The following is a 17,862-nucleotide window of genomic DNA, read 5'->3' as shown; positions in this document are numbered from 1 at the left end:
ATGAATGTTTTCTGCCATTTAACAGAGCTAAGCCCATTACATTTACGATTATAATCATTACGCACACCCCTTTCATTTATTTTCCATTTATAATCTTACAACTTTATTGAGTATTCTGTCAATTATTTTTTTACACATAATATAAAATACACGACAATCATAAAAAATGAAGAGGATTCATGATACGATAAATCAATTTGAAATAAGAGAATATTCCGTAAGAAAGGGCATACAAAATAAAAAAATAATAAGAAATCGTTTTCACAAACATTTCATTTGAAAAATGTTATCAAACCCCCTACAATCACCTTATACTCACTCTTACAAGTTGCTATTTTAGGAGGACTAATCATGACAACTAGCAATACGTACAAATTTTATTTAAACGGAGAATGGAGAGAAAGCTCTTCAGGAGAAACAATCGAAATTCCATCTCCATATTTACACAAAGTAATTGGACAAGTACAAGCAATTACTCGCGGAGAAGTAGATGAAGCAATTGCATCTGCAAAAGAAGCTCAAAAATCATGGGCTGAAGCTTCCCTACAAGATCGCGCAAAATACTTATATAAATGGGCTGATGAGCTCGTAAATATGCAGGATGAAATTGCCGATATCATTATGAAAGAAGTCGGTAAAGGCTATAAAGATGCGAAGAAAGAAGTTGTTCGTACAGCTGACTTCATTCGTTATACTATCGAAGAAGCTCTACATATGCACGGAGAAAGCATGATGGGCGATAGCTTCCCTGGCGGAACGAAATCTAAACTTGCGATTATCCAACGCGCACCACTTGGTGTTGTATTAGCAATCGCACCATTTAACTACCCAGTAAACTTATCTGCTGCAAAACTTGCACCAGCATTAATTATGGGTAACGCTGTTATTTTCAAACCAGCAACTCAAGGTGCAATTAGTGGTATTAAAATGGTTGAAGCACTTCATAAAGCTGGCCTTCCAAAAGGTCTTGTAAACGTAGCTACAGGACGCGGTTCTGTAATTGGTGACTACTTAGTAGAGCACGAAGGCATCAATATGGTATCGTTCACAGGTGGTACAAACACAGGTAAACATTTAGCGAAAAAAGCTGCAATGATTCCACTTGTATTAGAACTTGGTGGTAAAGACCCTGGTATCGTTCGTGAAGATGCTGACTTACAAGATGCTGCAAACCATATCGTAAGCGGTGCATTCTCTTACTCTGGTCAACGTTGTACAGCTATTAAACGTGTACTTGTACACGAAAACGTAGCGGACGAGCTTGTTGACTTAGTAAAAGCACAAGTAGCTGAACTATCAGTTGGATCTCCAGAACAAGACAGCACAATCGTTCCATTAATCGACGACAAGTCTGCTGACTTCGTTCAAGGTTTAGTTGACGACGCTGTAGAAAAAGGTGCAACAATCGTTATTGGTAACAAACGTGAGCGTAACTTAATTTACCCAACATTAATCGACCACGTAACAGAAGAAATGAAAGTTGCTTGGGAAGAGCCATTCGGCCCAATCCTTCCAATCATCCGTGTTTCTTCAGATGAGCAAGCAATTGAGATTGCTAACAAATCAGAGTTCGGTCTGCAAGCAAGTGTCTTCACAAAAGACATTAACAAAGCATTTGCAATTGCTAACAAAATCGAAACTGGTTCTGTTCAAATTAACGGACGCACAGAGCGCGGCCCTGACCACTTCCCATTCATTGGTGTAAAAGGTTCAGGTATGGGCGCACAAGGTATTCGTAAGAGCCTTGAGTCTATGACACGTGAAAAAGTAACAGTATTAAACTTAGTTTAATTTTATATGTAGAAGCTGATCTAGTTTTAGATCAGCTTCTTTTTATATCAAATAATTATTCATCCCTAATCACAAACTCTTCTCTATAATCTGATTATTACTATATCCATTGACGTATAAAAATTCATTTGTTACTCTTAAAGACGTTAATTTAATATTTAAATCCTCATTCGTATCTCGGTGAGGTAGAGGTTGCAATCATTAAGAGTATCATTTCAGGAGATGTAGTGGCATTGATGAAGGAATGAGAAAGGAATGGTTGCCGAAGTAAGTCGTGTCCACCATGCACACTTGCTGGGTCTGCATTTAATAAGTGCAGAACTGTCACAAACGTTTCGTTTGTGGAGAGCTATCGAGAGGTATGTCGTGGGTTTCTTATAAGATAGAAAGCATGTAGCGGCAGATTACGTGCTTTTTTTGTTTTGTTTGGGACTTCTCTTCCTGACTCAGGAAGACATACATATCTCCTCGCTTGACTTGGTTATACTAACTTTGGAGGTATTTTCTATGCAACAAAAAAAATGGGGCTTTTGGGTACTAACAGCTTTCGTTGTCGGTAACATGGTTGGCGCTGGTATTTTCATGGTGCCAAGTACGTTGGCACAAACAGCAAGCCCACTCGGTGTCACTTTAGCTTGGTTAACTACAGGGTTTGGTGTTTTAATGCTAGCTCTTGTTTTCGGTAATTTAGCAATTCGTCGTCCTGATTTAACGACAGGACCACAAAGTCATGCATATGCTTTATTCTCAACACCAAAAAAGAAAAAAATGGCTGGCTTCAGTATGGTATGGGGATATTGGGTTGCAAACTGGGCAAGTAACGTTGCCATCATTACATCATTTGCGGGATATTTATCACTCTTCTTCCCAATTATGAAAGATACACGACTACTATTTTCAATCGGTTCGTTTAACATAGAAGTCGGGAAGCTAATTACATTTACTATTTGTTCCATCTTACTTTGGGGAACTCATATTATATTAACAAACGGTGTAAGTGGAGCTGGAAAACTAAACTTCTTAGCAACAACAACGAAAGTAACTGGATTCCTTTTATTCATCGTCGTTACGTTATTTGCATTCGAAGCTTCTAAGTTTGGACAATGGTACACACCGATGATCGATAAATCAGGTGTATCACACGGCCTTCTTTCACAAGTAAACTTAGCTGCTCTTACAACACTTTGGGCATTTATCGGAATTGAATCAGCTGTTCTTTTATCAAACCGTGCTGTTTCTCCAAAAACGGTAAAACGTGCAACAGTTGCGGGATTACTTATTACAGTTGCAATTTACTTAGGAATTACAATTTTAACAATGGGTGTACTTCATGTTGATAAATTACAAGCTTCGGAACGTCCATTAGCAGATGCGCTAAACGCTGCAATGGGTCATGGAGGCGGGAAATTGATGGCATTACTTGCTCTTACTTCCCTGTTCGGTTCTATCTTAGGCTGGATTTTATTAAGCTCAGAAGTACCATATCAAGCAGCAAAAGAAGGTTTCTTCCCTTCCTTCTTCACAAAAACAAATAAAAAAGGAAGTCCAATTTACTCATTACGATTAACAAACATTATGTCGCAAGTGTTCTTATTCTCAACATTATCAGGAACAATTGCGGAAGCTTATACATTCGTTATTACCGTATCAACACTAGCCTACCTCATTCCATATCTCGTTTCACCAATCTTCCAGTTAAAACTAGTCGCTACTGGTGAAACATATAAAAATGAAATGCGGGCAAGAATTACAGATGGTATAGTCGCAGTAATCGCACTCTGCTACGCACTATGGGTTATTAAAACCGGCGCATCCGATATAAAAACGTTCCTTCTCGGAATTGGTTTATTCGTAATCGGATTTGCTTTCTATCCATTAATGAATCGTGATCAGAAAAAAAATAACGAAAAGAAAAACGGGCAAGTTGCATAACGCAATTTGCTCGTTTTTTCTTTTGTAAAACATATATAATAGAACAAAGAGGTGAAAAACATGTCAATCGAATCGCTATGGAGCAGTCGCTTCCAACAACATATTCAAAATATCATTACATACTTTGCACGTATGATTAACGGTTTACTATATAGCTTCATCTTTATTTCATGCGTTGGTGCATATTATTATGCCCAGTTTCTAAAAGCATCTCCTTCTAAAGGAATATCTTTACTACTCATAACGATTGTACTTACATTCATTATAACGAGATGCCCTATCCGTACATTTATTCAAAAACCTGATGCTGTCTATTTACTTGCATTAGAAGAGAAACTAACATCCTATTTCAAAAAATCTCTTCTATACAATTACATCATTCAGCTTTTTCCATTATTATTTACTTTCCTTATTCTCGTACCACTTGCTATGCAATCATTGCAATTAACTGTACCTTTTTTATGTACAATCTTTATCGTGTTAATGATTACGAAAGCTTGGAACATGTACATACATTGGATCTGGCGTGATAGTCACGAAAAAAACATATGGCTGATCATTCGTATTACTTGTAACGCCTTAATCATTTACATGCTGTTTTATTCCGCGAATGTTCTCATATTGGGTGGATTACTCTTATTACTTGCTTTCCTGCTTATATACACGAAAAAACAGCCTACAAAACGAATACCGTGGGATTACATAATCGAGCAAGAAGAAAAAATGAACGTTCGTTTTTATCAATTCGCTAGCATCTTCACCGATGTTCCGCAACTGAATAAACAAGTAAATAAAAGAAAATGGCTTACAAATTGGATTGAACCTTTATTACATAAAAAACGAGCAACTTTCTTCTATTTACATACACTCGCATTTTTACGTGGGAATGATTATTTCGGTATATATATTCGCTTAGGATTGATCGGTGCCTTCGCCTTATATTTTATACCAAACATATACGTAAAAGGCGCTATCGCTTATATCGTTCTATATATGATCTCTATGCAGCTTCGTTCACTATGGAAATATTTTTCGGGAAATATTATTGTAGCATTGTATCCAATCCATACTGAAAAACGAATGAATCAATTCCTTCGCTTAATCTTTATATTGTTAAGCATTCAACTCATTGTATTTTCAATTGTTATACTCCTTGCTACAGGACAATTTTTACATAGCCTTATCATTATGATTATCGGGTTACTCTGGATCAAATTTATTATTGTACCAAAAACGAAGCAACGCGTTTCTTCGTTTTAACGAAAAGAAATATCTTAAAAGCCAAGGAGAAAATAAATTACCTCCTTGGCTTTTTTATTTTTCTTCCTCAAACAAGAATCACTGAAACAACCGATATTTTATGATTTTTACATACAAAAACGATAATACATGTTTACGTCCTAATAAAAAGGGTATTTATTAAATTAACAGGGCAAAGGAACTGGAGGGAATGAAAAAATATGAATTAAAGTTTCACTTTATAAAAGACATTGCTCAAGGAAGATTCTGGAACCGATAATATAATGTAAGGAGCGGATTAGAATGAGTAAAAAAATTGCTATTTTAATAACGGATTACTTCGAGGATACAGAATACACAGAGCCGGTAGAAGCTTTTAAACAAAAGGGATATGAATTAACAACTATTGAAATGGAAAAAGGGAAAACGGTACACGGTAAGCAAGGAAAAAGTGAAGTCGTGATTGATAAAAGTATTGATGATGTTTCTCCAGAGAACTTTGATGCCCTCTTCATACCGGGTGGATTTTCTCCAGATATACTTCGTGCAGCTGAACGTTTTGTTCGCTTTAGTAAAACATTTATGGATGCGGAAAAACCTGTTTTCGCTATTTGTCACGGACCTCAGCTACTCATCACTGCACAAACACTTGAAGGACGTGATGTAACTGGATATAAATCTATTGAAGTCGATTTAAAAAATGCCGGCGGGAACTTTCATGACAAAGAGGTTGTCGTATGTCAAAATCAGCTAGTAACAAGTAGACAGCCAGAGGACATCCCAGCGTTTATTGAAGAATCGTTGCGTATATTAGGATAACTACTTCGGTTAACTAACCTCCTTTTATTTACATGAAAATAATTAATCAGTGGGGTTTTATTCATCCCCCACTGATTAATTATCCCTCACCAACTGGTCGTTTGCAGGAAATCCGACCACCACAAATAGCAGGATAAATAAAAAAGGGGGGAATCCAAAAGTTCAGTTTTAATAATCTTTTGGATTCCCCCCTTTTCTCGCCCCAAAATTCCTTATCACTTTTCATAGGCATTTCTCATATAGTGAAAATGACTATATAATTCCTATCCATAAGTTAAATAATGATTTCGCACATATATAAATACAAAAGATGGGAGCCTTACTTATGAATAACAATCCACCTTCAACGCCCCAAGACAACTCCGAAAACAATAGCCGTGATATTACACTGCAAACATTAAGGGTCATCGGACTCGTCGTCCTTATTAGTGGTTATATCCTCGTTGCGCTCTCTGAAGTAGGTGAGCTGAAAACCTTATTAACAAATCCGAATGCTAACCCTGATTTGGCTGAAGTTGATCCGTTTTAAAAAGAATAACATATCACCCTTCCTAAAAAACGTAACAACTGATTCATTCGGCTGGGCAAATTTTGCGAAGTTATGGATAGAGTCATCCCCGCATTAAATACGGGGATGACTCTAATTATTGAATGATTTCTTCTAAATGATTCTTCAAGTTCCCTAAATACTTCTCTATATCCGGATTCTTCACCACATCATAACAAGCAAAACTCTTTAACGGACTCATACCGAGAAACTTCTGCACGCGGTGTAAATGACTAAGCGTTGATTCTAAACTTTCTCCTTCAAAGAACTTCGTCTTATCTCCAAATGCTTTTTCAGGTGCATTCCAAGTTGTAGAGAACATATACTCTTTCTCTTTTAATAAACCACCTGTTCCATATTCATCTGCACCTTTAAAGAACAAACCGTATTCATATACTTCATCCATGTACGTTTTAAATAATCCTGGAACGCTAAACCAATAAATTGGTGTTTGATAAATTACAACATCGGCCCATAAAAATTTATCTTGTTCTTCTTTCATATTGTAACCATCTTGAATCGTTGTTGTTTTCACATGATGATTCTCTCCTAATACAGTAACCATATAATCAACTAACGTTCTATTTAATCGTCCTTCCTTTGTACCGTATTTTTCATGTCCATTTATAATAAATATATTTTTCATCGTTTTTCTCTCCCCTATATGATCTACTCTTCAGCTATTAAGCCGAGTTGCTGCTGTAGTGTAAGATTATCTTCTAAATGCCAATCTTCCGTTATCTTTCCGTCTTTCACATGTAAAATATCAATTGCAAAAAAATTGATTTTCTTCCCATTATGCGTTCCTGTAAAAGAAAGACGGGCTGTTACTTTATCACCAACAACTAATAAGTCTTCAATCTCACAATGTATATCAGGAACGACTTTATGAAAATTTTGCGCTGCAAACTTTAATCCTTCAACACCTTGTGGACGGCCTTTTGGTAACGTATTATCGAAGAAACTTTCGGTAACAGTCTGCGGAATAAGTTCCTCCTTACCTGTATTCCAAAATGCATAAAAACGCTGCGCTGCATGAACCATTTCTGTCGCTTTCTCTTTACTTAGTGAAGAATCAATTGTCATTGCTTTTGGCTTTGGCATTTCTTTTAATAACTGGACTTCAGTTTTTTCCTCCACACCACATGCTACAAGTACAATACAAACAACAAACAAACTAAGAAATCTAAACAACTTTTTTATCCCCATGAAAATCACCTCCTCTTCATCTAAACCCTTTGTATTTCGTATTGCTATTGTATATTCACTAGCTTCCTTTATGGAAGTAGTGATATTTTTTTCATATAGTTACTAAAAGTATAGTTTTGTGGTACTATAAAGCAAATTCATTCAAAAAATTTTATGGAGGCTTGTTCCATGAACAATATAGATCCAGTTGAATTAACGAAAGGTTTACCTGGCATACCTTGTCCTATCGCTAAAACGCTTGATGTAATTAGTACAAAATGGACGTTTCTAATCATTCGTGATCTTCTTATCGAAGGAACATTACGCTTTAGTGATTTACAAAAATCAATGGATGGTATTAGTCCAAAAACATTATCGCTTCGACTAAAAGAATTAGAATCTCAAGGCATTATAACGAGAAAAGTATATCCAGAAGTTCCGCCTCGTGTAGAGTACACATTAACGAATAAAGGAAAGCAATTAGAGGGGATTTTTATTGAATTAAAACGGTTTGGATTAAGCTTATAAAACAAAAAAGCCTTACCGTTAAAGTGAAGTGAACCCGAATAGTGGTACATGAAAAAAATAAGAGTTCATTACCCAGAAGAAGTAAAGTGGAAAGTGATTGAAATGAAAAAGGATGGGTATTCCAATTGGACCATTATGGAGAAACTCGGAATTAAAAATGTTTCCCAAATTAAGATATAGATGAAATGGTATCGTACAGATCAAACGTATCAGTTTCAACAACCTGTAGGAAAACAATATTCTTATGGAAAAAGACCAAAAGAGCTCAGTGAATTAGAATAGCTACGTATAGAAAATAAACACCTAAAAACAAAATTACTTGTATGGGGAAATTATCTGGAAATCGAAAGGGGCTGAAATCAGAAACTGTAGTTACTTTATGGAAAAATTTAAAAACAAAAATAACGGTAAAAGAATTGCGTAACGTATTAGAATTACCCCTTCCACATTTTATCGTTGATTACAACGAACGGAAGATCTGAAAGATGATATAGGGGTACAGACACATCGCCATCAAGCTAACAGAACAGATTGTCCCTAAACGAAAATTTTGTAGCTTTTTTAGCACGGAAGTTCATTATTATCGTTTTTTATGTTTCTTAACTTGATAGAGGTGTGGTGGATCCCTTTTTTAGAAGTAAATACTTCTAACACCTTGTAGTATTTGAAGATCAATTTTATCTGCTTTTGTCCTTTGAATTATAAAATCTAATCCATTTTTAGTATTGTCCGCATATTTAGGCATTGCTTCAAGTGTATCTGTCAATGGTTTGGTGAAATCGTCCCAGTGTATTGGAATAACAAGCTTCGGTTGTACTTTTCGTACAGCTTGCTCGTAATACATATTTTGGAAATTAATTTCCTGCTTTCCTAATCCCCCTATTCCTAAAAACAGGACATCAGCTCGAATATCATCTAATACACCTTCTATATAGTTAGCACTTGGTTTAACAAGGAAAGTTTTATTATTATACGTAATCAAGTAATCATATGAAGAGTCTTCATGATAATCTAGTGCTTTAGTTGGTTGTTTAAGTGGCTTTTTTATTTTTTCTCCTTCATCAAAGGTTGGTGAATGTTTCGATGGAAGGACAGTAACAGTAAAATCACCAAACTTCATAGCCTTATTTACTTCATATACAGACATCTGGTTCTTATTTATATCACCACCAATACCTATGTTAATTGCTGACTCTGAACCATATACATGTGTTCCAGTTCGTTTAGCTATGTAAGCTAAATCAAACGCATGATCATAATGTGTATGTGCAATAAATAATCCCTTAAGTTTATTATTATCAGCCCCTATTTGATTAAAAATTTTATCTACAGTATCTTCGTCTGTTTTTATATTGCTGAACAACATTTTTGGTAAGGATGGCCTAGAAATAAAACCATCAATCATTACTTGCGTATTTCCATCATCAAATAGTAAAGATGATGTTCCTAAGAATGTGACCTTTACCTCACCGTGATTCAATACTTTTTGTGTTGTTTTTGGAGCATAATATGCCTTGTATTGTTGAATATCTGCTGAAGGTGTTAAAAACTTATAATAAACGAAAATAGAAGCGATTAGTACTAGTACTAATAATCCTATAAAAAACACCCTTAATTTTTTTCTTAATTTATATTTCAAAAAACATTCTCCTTTCTAGACAAAAGATATTATTATTTGACTGTGCTAAATCCTCCTACTTGAGGTTACCACAAAGTATCTATAAAATTTAAAAAACACCATCCTTTCCTATGATTCTACAGAAAGAATAGCGTATTTTTTCATTTTAGGAGGAATTTTGTTTTGTTAGCTTGATAGCGATGTGGCGGTACCCCATATAGAAAAAACCGATTCCCTACACGTTAAGGATATCGGCTTTTGTTCATTCCATTATTCTTTACCATTTAAAACTTAGTAAATTTTAATTCAAACATTAAAATTATTTATTACTTATACACAATTTTAAAATAAGAATAAACCGTTAATACATAATACCCAAAATAGATTATGCAATATACACCACTACCAATTAATATAGGAATTATAATAGTATATTTAGGCATATTTGTTAGTATTGGTATAGCAAATAAGCTATGAGTTAGTCCGATTATCACAGGTAAAATAAAACTAAAGCTAACTTGTTTTGAAATTGACTTTCTTACTTCTTTTTTCGTAACACCAATTTTACGAAGTGTCTCATAATATCTCTGATTTGCATATGCTTCAGATAATTGCTTATAGTAGATAATAGAGCCTGTTTCCAGCACAAATACAGCCCCTAAAAAGATACCAATAAATAATATGAGCCCATACATCTCCATAACATCTAAATTTATTTTATAGAAAGTATTGATTTTAAAAACATCATCATCAGGTACTATTTTTAATAAACCTTCAGTCAATTCTTTACTATCCTTTTGTTGTGCTACATCAATATTTTTCACGATATAGGTCTTATGTGTTTGCTTAACTATTTCATAGAGCTCATCAGGTACAACGACAACCAATTCTCCTAAATTTGTTAGTTTACGAATTTTGACGTCCTGCATGACAATTATTTTCGGCTCAACTTCAAGGGGTAATTGAATTCTATTTCCCTTTTCAAAATTCTTATCTTCATGTAGATTATATATAAATACTTCTCCCGGATTTAAGTTGACTTTTTTCACTCCCATATTTTTAGCGTTTCTATTCAACATAGATTGGGACATAAGCTGAAAATCATACGGTATTTTAAAAGGTGAATTGGGTAAAGCTGTACTTTCTTTTTTCTCAAAAGGACCTCCCTTAATCGTTACCATTTCAACTTCAAAATCACGGATAATTGAATTTTTTTTCTTGTTCTCTTCGAAAAGAGTCTGTATGCGCCTTTCAATCGCATTCTCTTGTTTTTTATATGAAAAACTGTACGGTGCCTCGCCTTTTGCTTCCAATTGTCCTTCGAAATACCCTGATACAACAGTACTAATTGCTGTTAAAGCTACAGCACTTAATAGAGCAATGATTGCAAGTAACTTTGCGTTTCCTTTTATCCGATATAACAACTGTGAAATATTTAGTATGTTCATACCATTGTAAAGTATGTTTCTTTTACTTCTTATTTTCTTTAATACAATTACTGTGTAAGATGAGAATAGAAAGTATGTTCCAAGAACAATTGCAATCAAAATAATAACTGGGACATACACAGGATCTTCCATAGGTCTCTTCACAAACTTTACGACTTCATTAAAATAAAAGGCTAAAACATAACCTATTCCTATTAAAATAATACTCATGTACGCCAACATTCTAGATCCTTTTGGCATACTTTCTCCTTTATGATCGGCTTGAAACATCTCAATTAAAGAAAATTGATAAATTATACGAGAACTTTTCCATGCAGTATATAATAAAATAGCTAAAAAGATGACAGATGTATCTATCAGCGATTTTATAGAAAACTCAAAATAAACAGGTGCATTTAATTTCATCAAGTTTGTTAGCAATTCTAAAGCTAATTTAGAACCTAAACTACCAATTAGTACTCCAATTACTAAAGCCACGCTCCCCATAATAATAGTTTCCCAAAATAGCATTGTACTGATTTGTTTTTTAGTTATACCTAATAAAGAGTACAATCCTACCTCTTTTTTGCGCTTCCTCATAAAAAAATTAGTAGAGTAAATAATAAATATCGCTATAAAAAGGATGAGAATTACTTTGGATGATTGAAGAACACTATTAACCATCACACTATCAACTATTACTTTTTTGATTTGAGCACTATAGCGAAGTGAGGCAAATATAAAATAGATAACCATACTCACAGTTAGGGAAACAAAATAGAGTATATACTCTTTAAAATTACGTCGTATATTACATTGAACGATATCAAATAACGTCATCCATTACACCTCCGGAAATGGATGACATTACGTCAACCACTTGTTGAAAGAACTGTTTACGTGTTAATTTCCCGCGATGTAATTCTTTACATAACTCACCATCTTTAATAAAAATAACTCGTTTACAGTAACTTGCTGCAAACGCGTCATGCGTTACCATTAGAATTGTTGAGTTATCCTGTTCATTTAATGACTTCATACTTTCTAATAAGTCTGTGGCTGACTTAGAATCAAGCGCTCCTGTTGGCTCGTCTCCAAAGACCATACTTGGATTGGTAATAATTGCACGAGATGCTGCGCAGCGTTGCTTCTGTCCCCCAGATACTTGGTATGGAAATTGATTAAAAATATGCTCAATTTCAAACTTCTTCGCAATTTCCAAAACGCGTCGATCAATTTCGCTCGCTTCCACTTTTGATAATGCAAGCGGAAGGGCAATATTCTCTTTCACCGTTAGTGTATCTAATAAATTATAATCTTGGAAAATGAAACCTAAATGGTTACGTCGAAATAATGCCAACGTATCATCATTCATCTTTACAATATCTTTTCCATCAATTAAAATCTCACCGCTAGTCACATTATCGATTGTAGAAAGAACATTTAATAGCGTCGTCTTACCTGAACCAGAAGGTCCCATAATTCCAACGAATTCACCTTCTTTTACTTGTAAGTTAATATCTTTCAACGCTTCAAATGCATTTCCGCCTGTTTCATATACTTTTATTATATTTTTTGTTTCTAATACTGTTTTCATTTTTACATTCCTCTCTTCATATCTATAGCCCAAAAAAACTATATAAAATTAGAAATAAGATTGCTTAACTTTTGGGTTACCTCATGAAAGTCCTTATTTAAAAAGAATAAATACCCATATGGGTATTTATTCTTTTTAAACATCTTTCCATTCAACTACACCATTATTCATAACGAAGACAATCAACTGGATCCAATTTGGATGCTTTATTAGCTGGAAGTATACCAGCGGTAATCCCGATTGATATTGATATTCCAACAGACAGTAGACCGAGATTTACAGAAATAATAAGTGGCCAGCCACCTATGAGTGCAGCTATCCAGGCAAAGATAATACCTAAACCAAAACCAATCGCTCCGCCCAATGCTGTTAAAATACAAGCTTCAATGAGAAATTGCATTAGTATTTCCCCTCTTGTTGCACCAAGTGCTTTTCGAACACCAATTTCACGCGTGCGCTCTGTAACGGATATAAGCATGATATTCATCACACCAGCACCACCTACTATTAATGACATCCCAGCGATACAAGCGAACACCATTTTCAACTCTCGGGATGTTTCTTCTAGTCCTTGACTATTTGTTCCTGTATCCACCGCCGTAAATAGATGCTCGAATTCCGGTGATTTCAATTCATTTAATACAGATAAAGCTTGTTTCTCTACAGTTTCTCTGTCACTAGGAGAAGATAACTTAATTTGCACTGTATCATACTCCTCAACCCCTGAAATCAGCGGTACATTATCAATCGGTGTATACCCTACATAAGATTTAAATTGTCGGTTCAAACTATCCTCATGTTTGTACACCCCAGCAATCTTATATGGTTTTCCTTTTATATCTATATACAAATCATCTTTCCAAGTATCAAATACCTTTATAAATAAATCTTCATGGAGAATTACAATAGGAGTTGGTTTTTTTAGCTCATCCTCTGTTAACTCACGTCCATGTACCATTTTTATTTTACGATCCTGCATAAAATTACCTGTTCCCGCAAACAAATTAAAAGCAACATCTTGTGAACCCGTATATGCTTTTACGTTCATACTCACATCTGGATACACATCTTTTACACCAGGTATCATTTGTAATTGCTTTACCATATCTGCTGTAATTTTCGCTTTCTCTAATGGGAAATCTGGATTGTTATACTCTATATTAATTTCATCCATATGGTTGTTCTTCTCAAACTCTTTTTGCATCTTTGCAGTTTGCCCATCACCCATTGCGAGAATCGTAATAATCGCAATGATTCCAATAATAAGTCCCAGCATCGTTAAAATGGATCGCATTTTATGGGCAAAGATAGAAGAGATAGCCATACGTATATTTTCATGTATATTCAAATTTATTCTCTCCAATCCTGAACAATATTTCCGTCACGAATAACGATTTGACGTGCTGCGGCTTCCCCGATTTCACGATCGTGAGTAATCATAATAATTGTTGAACCTTGCTTGTTTAATTCATAAAATAGATTTACAATTTGTTCACTTGTTTTCGTGTCTAGTGCACCTGTTGATTCATCTGCCAAAATAAATTTCGGGTTATTTACAATTGCGCGTGCAACTGCAACACGCTGTTTTTGTCCACCTGACAATTCATTTGGAAGATGGGTAGCGTGACTAGCTAAACCAACTTTTGTTAAAGCTGCTAATGAACGCTCTTGCCTTTCTTTTTTATCGACTCCTGCATAAATAAGTGGTAATTCAATGTTTTGCAACGCTGTAAGTCGTGGCAATAACATGAAGTTTTGAAATACAAATCCAATCTCTTTATTACGAACATGCGCAAGTTCAGTTTCAGACATGTTTGAAATATTTTGCCCAGCTAATTCATACGTACCTGTCGTAGGCTTATCTAAGCACCCAATAATATTCATTAATGTTGATTTACCAGAACCAGAAGGCCCCATGATAGAAGTGAATTCTCCTTGATTTAGCGTTACATCAATTCCGTGCAATATTTGAATGGATTCTTCACCATTTTGAAAAGATTTTTTAATGCCTTGTAAGTTAATCATTGCGTGGAAACCTCCATACCGTCTTTTAGATTTACAGTAGGTCTAGAGATAATTTTTTCTCCTTTTTTCACTCCGGAAATTTTTGCTTCATTACCTGTTTCAAATTCAACCGTAACAACTTGTTCTTTTGCTTTTCCGTCTTTTACAACAAAGACAACATTTTTATCACCTTTTTTTAAAATACTGGTCTTTGGAATGACTGTACCCGTTGCTTCACCTGATTTAGTTTCTACGTATACGTGGAAACCATTTTGTAAGCCTTCACTATTGTCTAACGTCACAGTAAATGGATAACTAGAAACTGTTTTGTTTTCATCCATACTTTTTAATGGTGTAGAACCAATTTCTGTTACTTTTCCTGTCCATGTTTTACCCGCTACAGTTTTTGATGAAACTGTTATTTCTTGTCCAATTTTTACATTAGCAAGTTCAAATTCAGACATTTGACCTGCTACTTTAAATGGACCTGCATGGCGAAGTGTAATTCCGCTCATACCGTTTCTTTCATTAGAAGCTGTAATAATATCATCAATTACACCGTCAGCAGGACTCATAACAGAAAGTGTGTTTACTTTCTCTTTTGCTACTTTAATCATTTCATCCGCTTTTTCTACTTCAAACTTCTTCATTTCAAGCTGTGATTCTAATTGTTGAATTTCAATCTCTGACGCTTTTACTGCTTCTGCAGGAAGACCAGCATTTTTATCTTTTTGTAGCTTTTGTTTTGCTGCATCAATTTGTTTTTGTTGTAATGTTACTTCTTTTTGTGCAATTTTCTTTTGCATTTCCACTTCTGTTACACCTTGTTTAACAGTTGGATCATTGTATTTAAACAGAAGCTGTCCTTTCTTTACTTCATCGCCTTTTTTAACAGCTAGTTCATTCGTACCTTTTGTTGGATCAAATGAAATGATCTCCATTCCATTTGGAATCACTTCACCAGCAAACTTTTGCTGATTTTCGATTTGTTTTTCTAGTACTTCAGATGTTTTATAGGTCATAACTGGTTCAGAACTTCCGGCAAAAGTCATATAAGCCCCAGCTCCTATACCAACTGTTAATACACCAACAATGACTACCTTATTTACTGTCTTCATATTATCCTCACTATTTCTTGTACTTTATTTTTGGAGACCATTATTTCCGTTTGTATAATTAGTTAACATTTTTAGAAATTATATATAAATTAGATTTCAAAGTATTAACATATCTCTTTTAAAATCAAATTGTGATAAAAATCCAGGCGTATACTTTTCGCAATATAAAAAGCCCCACCTTTTATTAGTAATTTCTCTTTGGCCTAACCTATAAATAGGATAGAAGAAATTAATTAAATAAAAAGTGGGGTAATAATTAAATATTTATTAAATTTTTCAATTCTCTTCTTTTGGTAATCTCACTTCAAAAATTGTTCTCACTACATTACTTTCTGCAGAAATCTTCCCATTATGTTTCTCAACAATATTTTTAGCAATAAATAATCCAAGACCCGTACTATTTTTCTGTACTGTTCTTGCTTTATCACCTGTATAAAACATATCAAAAAGATAAGGTAACTCTTCTTCTGGTATACTTTCTCCATAATTAATAATCTGTACAACAACGTCTCCATCTTCAATGTATCCATTCATATCAACAAACTTCCCATTATTTCCATATCGAACCGCATTTGTTAGAAGATTTTCAAATACTCGTGCTAACAAATTCCCGTCACCGTTGATAGTTAAATTTGGTGCAACATGTAATCTAGCCTCTAATTGATTTTTCTCTAATAATGGATATAATTCCAAATCTAATTGCACGAGCAATTCACTTATATTAATGTTTTTTTTATCTATTTGTTGTACACCATAGTTCATTCGTGTAATTTCAAATAACTCATCAATTAAACTTTCAAGTCGTTGTGATTTTGCGAATGCAATTGTAGAATAATATTTAATTTGTTCCGCAGTTAAGTTTTTCTCATTGAGAATTAAATCTAAATAACCTAGGACAGATGTTAATGGTGTTCTTAAATCATGAGCTAAGTTAACAACAAGTTGATCTTTACTACTTTCTGCAAAGTCTCCTCGTTCAACCGCCTCTTTTAATTTTTCACTTGCAATATTAATTGCGCGTGCAATATCGCTGAATTCATCATTTGATGAAATATAAACTTTATGTGTGAAATCTCCTTTAGAGAGATGATGAATGCCATTAGAAATTTCATCAAAATACTTTAAATAAGGTTTCGTTAAAAAGAAAAAGAATAAAATAGATAGCAAAGTGAAGGAAAGGAAAGAGAAATAAATACTTCCCCCAACCACTCTATTTGCTACATAGTCTTCATGACTAACCATCATTCTAAAAGAGAACCCTAATGTTTTATAAATTATATATGTTCCGAAAGCTGCTAACATCATACTTAGTGCAAACAAGGCAATCATTTTAAACCTAAAACTTTTTATTATTTTAGCCATTGAAAGTATAACCTACTCCCCATATCGTTTTTATTAACTTGTTCTTCCTTTTATCTTCTCCAAGTTTCTTTCGTAAAGTACGAATATGCACCGTAACTGTATTATTGTTATCATCATAATAATCATTTGTCCATATCTGCTGAAAAATATTTTCAAGGCTATATACTTTTTTCGGATGACTTGCTAATAAATATAAAATATCAAACTCTTTTGGTGTCAAATCAATTCGTTCTCCGTATACATGTACCGTTCTTTTCTCAAAATCAATAACAACGCCTCCAGCCTCTAAAACAGATGTTTCTTCTACTTTCGGTTGATTTAACGTAAGAAATCGGCGAAGTTGAGCATTCACACGTGCAACTAATTCAATTGGTGTAAAAGGTTTCGTCATATAATCATCTGCACCTAGTACAAGACCCGTCACTTTATCAAAATCAGATGTTTTCGCACTTAAGAAAATAATTGGCATATTTTGTTTGGTACGGATTTGACGCGTCACCTCATAACCATCCATTTTTGGCATCATGATGTCTAAAACCACTAAATCAATTGCCTGCGATTGAATAATTTCAATTGCGTCTTCTCCATCAGTTGCTTTTACAACCTGGTATCCTTCTTTTTTTAAATGTATTTCAATTAATTCAGCAATCTTCAAGTCATCATCAGCTATTAGAATTGTAATCGGCTTCATT

At 34.3% G+C, this 17,862-nt stretch carries 16 protein-coding genes, 1 pseudogene and 1 riboswitch; of the genes and pseudogenes, 7 read left to right on the top strand and 10 right to left on the bottom strand.

The genetic code is table 11. The annotated features are described in order from the left end of the window. The first annotated feature begins 351 nt into the window (after positions 1-351). The 5 genes from gapN to MHI26_RS04400 all read left to right on the top strand — a co-directional run bounded on the left by gapN (position 352) and on the right by MHI26_RS04400 (position 6,310). Positions 352-1,791, top strand: a complete 1,440-nt coding sequence (gene gapN / locus MHI26_RS04420; RefSeq protein ID WP_000213644.1) for an NADP-dependent glyceraldehyde-3-phosphate dehydrogenase — start codon at positions 352-354, stop codon at positions 1,789-1,791. Between the two features lie 178 nt (positions 1,792-1,969). Next, a riboswitch (Lysine riboswitch) is annotated at positions 1,970-2,151 on the top strand. 147 nt (positions 2,152-2,298) lie between these two features. Beyond that, positions 2,299-3,723 (top strand): amino acid permease, encoded by a 1,425-nt coding sequence (locus MHI26_RS04415; protein ID WP_001186292.1) that lies wholly within the window; start codon positions 2,299-2,301, stop codon positions 3,721-3,723. 60 nt (positions 3,724-3,783) lie between these two features. Further along, positions 3,784-4,983, top strand: a complete 1,200-nt coding sequence (locus tag MHI26_RS04410) for an ABC transporter permease (protein WP_061667613.1) — start codon at positions 3,784-3,786, stop codon at positions 4,981-4,983. A gap of 282 nt (positions 4,984-5,265) precedes the next feature. Next, positions 5,266-5,781 (top strand): type 1 glutamine amidotransferase domain-containing protein, encoded by a 516-nt coding sequence (locus MHI26_RS04405; protein ID WP_061667614.1) that lies wholly within the window; start codon positions 5,266-5,268, stop codon positions 5,779-5,781. 325 nt (positions 5,782-6,106) lie between these two features. Continuing rightward, positions 6,107-6,310: a hypothetical protein gene (locus MHI26_RS04400; protein ID WP_016078064.1), complete on the top strand. Its 204-nt coding sequence runs from the start codon at positions 6,107-6,109 to the stop codon at positions 6,308-6,310. 115 nt (positions 6,311-6,425) lie between these two features. On the opposite strand, the gene MHI26_RS04395 is transcribed toward MHI26_RS04400, so the two are convergent. Together MHI26_RS04395 and MHI26_RS04390 are read right to left on the bottom strand one after the other, a co-directional pair. Continuing rightward, positions 6,426-6,974 carry an NAD(P)H-dependent oxidoreductase gene (locus tag MHI26_RS04395; RefSeq protein WP_061667615.1) on the bottom strand — a complete coding sequence of 183 codons (549 nt, stop codon included), beginning with the start codon at positions 6,972-6,974 and terminating at the stop codon, positions 6,426-6,428. Positions 6,975-6,997: 23 nt separating this feature from the next. Further along, entirely contained in the window at positions 6,998-7,537 is a 540-nt protein-coding gene (locus MHI26_RS04390) for an ester cyclase (protein WP_061667616.1), read from the bottom strand. A 168-nt stretch (positions 7,538-7,705) separates the two neighbouring features. Here MHI26_RS04390 and MHI26_RS04385 point away from each other — a divergent pair, with 168 nt between their 5' ends. Both MHI26_RS04385 and MHI26_RS04380 read left to right on the top strand, forming a co-directional pair. Next, the gene (locus tag MHI26_RS04385; protein ID WP_061667617.1) at positions 7,706-8,044 is read left to right on the top strand and encodes a winged helix-turn-helix transcriptional regulator; all 339 of its coding nucleotides are present in this window, start codon (positions 7,706-7,708) and stop codon (positions 8,042-8,044) included. Positions 8,045-8,092: 48 nt separating this feature from the next. Beyond that, a pseudogene (locus tag MHI26_RS04380) lies at positions 8,093-8,501 on the top strand (IS3-like element ISBt2 family transposase); the annotation flags it as partial. Between the two features lie 174 nt (positions 8,502-8,675). Here the strand turns inward: MHI26_RS04380 and MHI26_RS04375 are convergent. The 8 genes from MHI26_RS04375 to MHI26_RS04340 all read right to left on the bottom strand — a co-directional run bounded on the left by MHI26_RS04375 (position 8,676) and on the right by MHI26_RS04340 (position 17,861). Further along, a complete protein-coding gene (locus MHI26_RS04375) occupies positions 8,676-9,683 on the bottom strand; it encodes an MBL fold metallo-hydrolase (RefSeq protein ID WP_061667618.1) in 1,008 nt (335 codons plus the stop codon). A gap of 305 nt (positions 9,684-9,988) precedes the next feature. Beyond that, the gene (locus tag MHI26_RS04370; protein WP_061667619.1) at positions 9,989-11,929 is read right to left on the bottom strand and encodes an ABC transporter permease; all 1,941 of its coding nucleotides are present in this window, start codon (positions 11,927-11,929) and stop codon (positions 9,989-9,991) included. Next, positions 11,916-12,686, bottom strand: coding sequence for an ABC transporter ATP-binding protein (locus MHI26_RS04365; protein WP_061667620.1), 771 nt, complete (start codon positions 12,684-12,686; stop codon positions 11,916-11,918). Before MHI26_RS04365 ends, MHI26_RS04370 begins: the two co-directional genes overlap by 14 nt. A 163-nt stretch (positions 12,687-12,849) precedes the next feature. Beyond that, positions 12,850-14,034 carry an ABC transporter permease gene (locus MHI26_RS04360; protein ID WP_061667621.1) on the bottom strand — a complete coding sequence of 395 codons (1,185 nt, stop codon included), beginning with the start codon at positions 14,032-14,034 and terminating at the stop codon, positions 12,850-12,852. Positions 14,035-14,036: 2 nt separating this feature from the next. Then, entirely contained in the window at positions 14,037-14,711 is a 675-nt protein-coding gene (locus MHI26_RS04355; RefSeq protein WP_061667622.1) for an ABC transporter ATP-binding protein, read from the bottom strand. Continuing rightward, on the bottom strand, positions 14,708-15,808 hold the full coding sequence (locus tag MHI26_RS04350; protein ID WP_061667623.1) for an efflux RND transporter periplasmic adaptor subunit: 1,101 nt from the start codon (positions 15,806-15,808) through the stop codon (positions 14,708-14,710). Before MHI26_RS04350 ends, MHI26_RS04355 begins: the two co-directional genes overlap by 4 nt. A 276-nt stretch (positions 15,809-16,084) precedes the next feature. After that, positions 16,085-17,170 (bottom strand): HAMP domain-containing sensor histidine kinase, encoded by a 1,086-nt coding sequence (locus tag MHI26_RS04345; protein WP_061667624.1) that lies wholly within the window; start codon positions 17,168-17,170, stop codon positions 16,085-16,087. Beyond that, positions 17,163-17,861: a response regulator transcription factor gene (locus MHI26_RS04340; protein ID WP_061667625.1), complete on the bottom strand. Its 699-nt coding sequence runs from the start codon at positions 17,859-17,861 to the stop codon at positions 17,163-17,165. Before MHI26_RS04340 ends, MHI26_RS04345 begins: the two co-directional genes overlap by 8 nt. Position 17,862 lies beyond the last annotated feature (1 nt).

This window comes from Bacillus sp. FSL K6-1218 (assembly GCF_038006445.1).
Lineage (GTDB): Bacteria > Bacillota > Bacilli > Bacillales > Bacillaceae_G > Bacillus_A > Bacillus_A thuringiensis_S.
The sequence above is the reverse complement of the archived record's forward strand: the minus strand, read 5'-3'. Positions and strand labels throughout refer to the sequence as shown.

Excerpts from the sequence above, each read along its gene's own strand:
- MHI26_RS04400 (WP_016078064.1), top strand. The coding sequence starts at position 6,107 with ATGAATAACAATCCACCTTCAACGCCCCAAGACAACTCCGAAAACAAT.
- MHI26_RS04345 (WP_061667624.1), bottom strand. The coding sequence starts at position 17,170 with ATGGCTAAAATAATAAAAAGTTTTAGGTTTAAAATGATTGCCTTGTTT.
- MHI26_RS04405 (WP_061667614.1), top strand. The coding sequence starts at position 5,266 with ATGAGTAAAAAAATTGCTATTTTAATAACGGATTACTTCGAGGATACA.
- MHI26_RS04395 (WP_061667615.1), bottom strand. The coding sequence starts at position 6,974 with ATGAAAAATATATTTATTATAAATGGACATGAAAAATACGGTACAAAG.
- MHI26_RS04370 (WP_061667619.1), bottom strand. The coding sequence starts at position 11,929 with ATGACGTTATTTGATATCGTTCAATGTAATATACGACGTAATTTTAAA.
- MHI26_RS04415 (WP_001186292.1), top strand. The coding sequence starts at position 2,299 with ATGCAACAAAAAAAATGGGGCTTTTGGGTACTAACAGCTTTCGTTGTC.
- MHI26_RS04390 (WP_061667616.1), bottom strand. The coding sequence starts at position 7,537 with ATGGGGATAAAAAAGTTGTTTAGATTTCTTAGTTTGTTTGTTGTTTGT.
- MHI26_RS04365 (WP_061667620.1), bottom strand. The coding sequence starts at position 12,686 with ATGAAAACAGTATTAGAAACAAAAAATATAATAAAAGTATATGAAACA.
- MHI26_RS04385 (WP_061667617.1), top strand. The coding sequence starts at position 7,706 with ATGAACAATATAGATCCAGTTGAATTAACGAAAGGTTTACCTGGCATA.
- MHI26_RS04350 (WP_061667623.1), bottom strand. The coding sequence starts at position 15,808 with ATGAAGACAGTAAATAAGGTAGTCATTGTTGGTGTATTAACAGTTGGT.
- MHI26_RS04340 (WP_061667625.1), bottom strand. The coding sequence starts at position 17,861 with ATGAAGCCGATTACAATTCTAATAGCTGATGATGACTTGAAGATTGCT.
- MHI26_RS04410 (WP_061667613.1), top strand. The coding sequence starts at position 3,784 with ATGTCAATCGAATCGCTATGGAGCAGTCGCTTCCAACAACATATTCAA.
- MHI26_RS04355 (WP_061667622.1), bottom strand. The coding sequence starts at position 14,711 with ATGATTAACTTACAAGGCATTAAAAAATCTTTTCAAAATGGTGAAGAA.
- gapN (WP_000213644.1), top strand. The coding sequence starts at position 352 with ATGACAACTAGCAATACGTACAAATTTTATTTAAACGGAGAATGGAGA.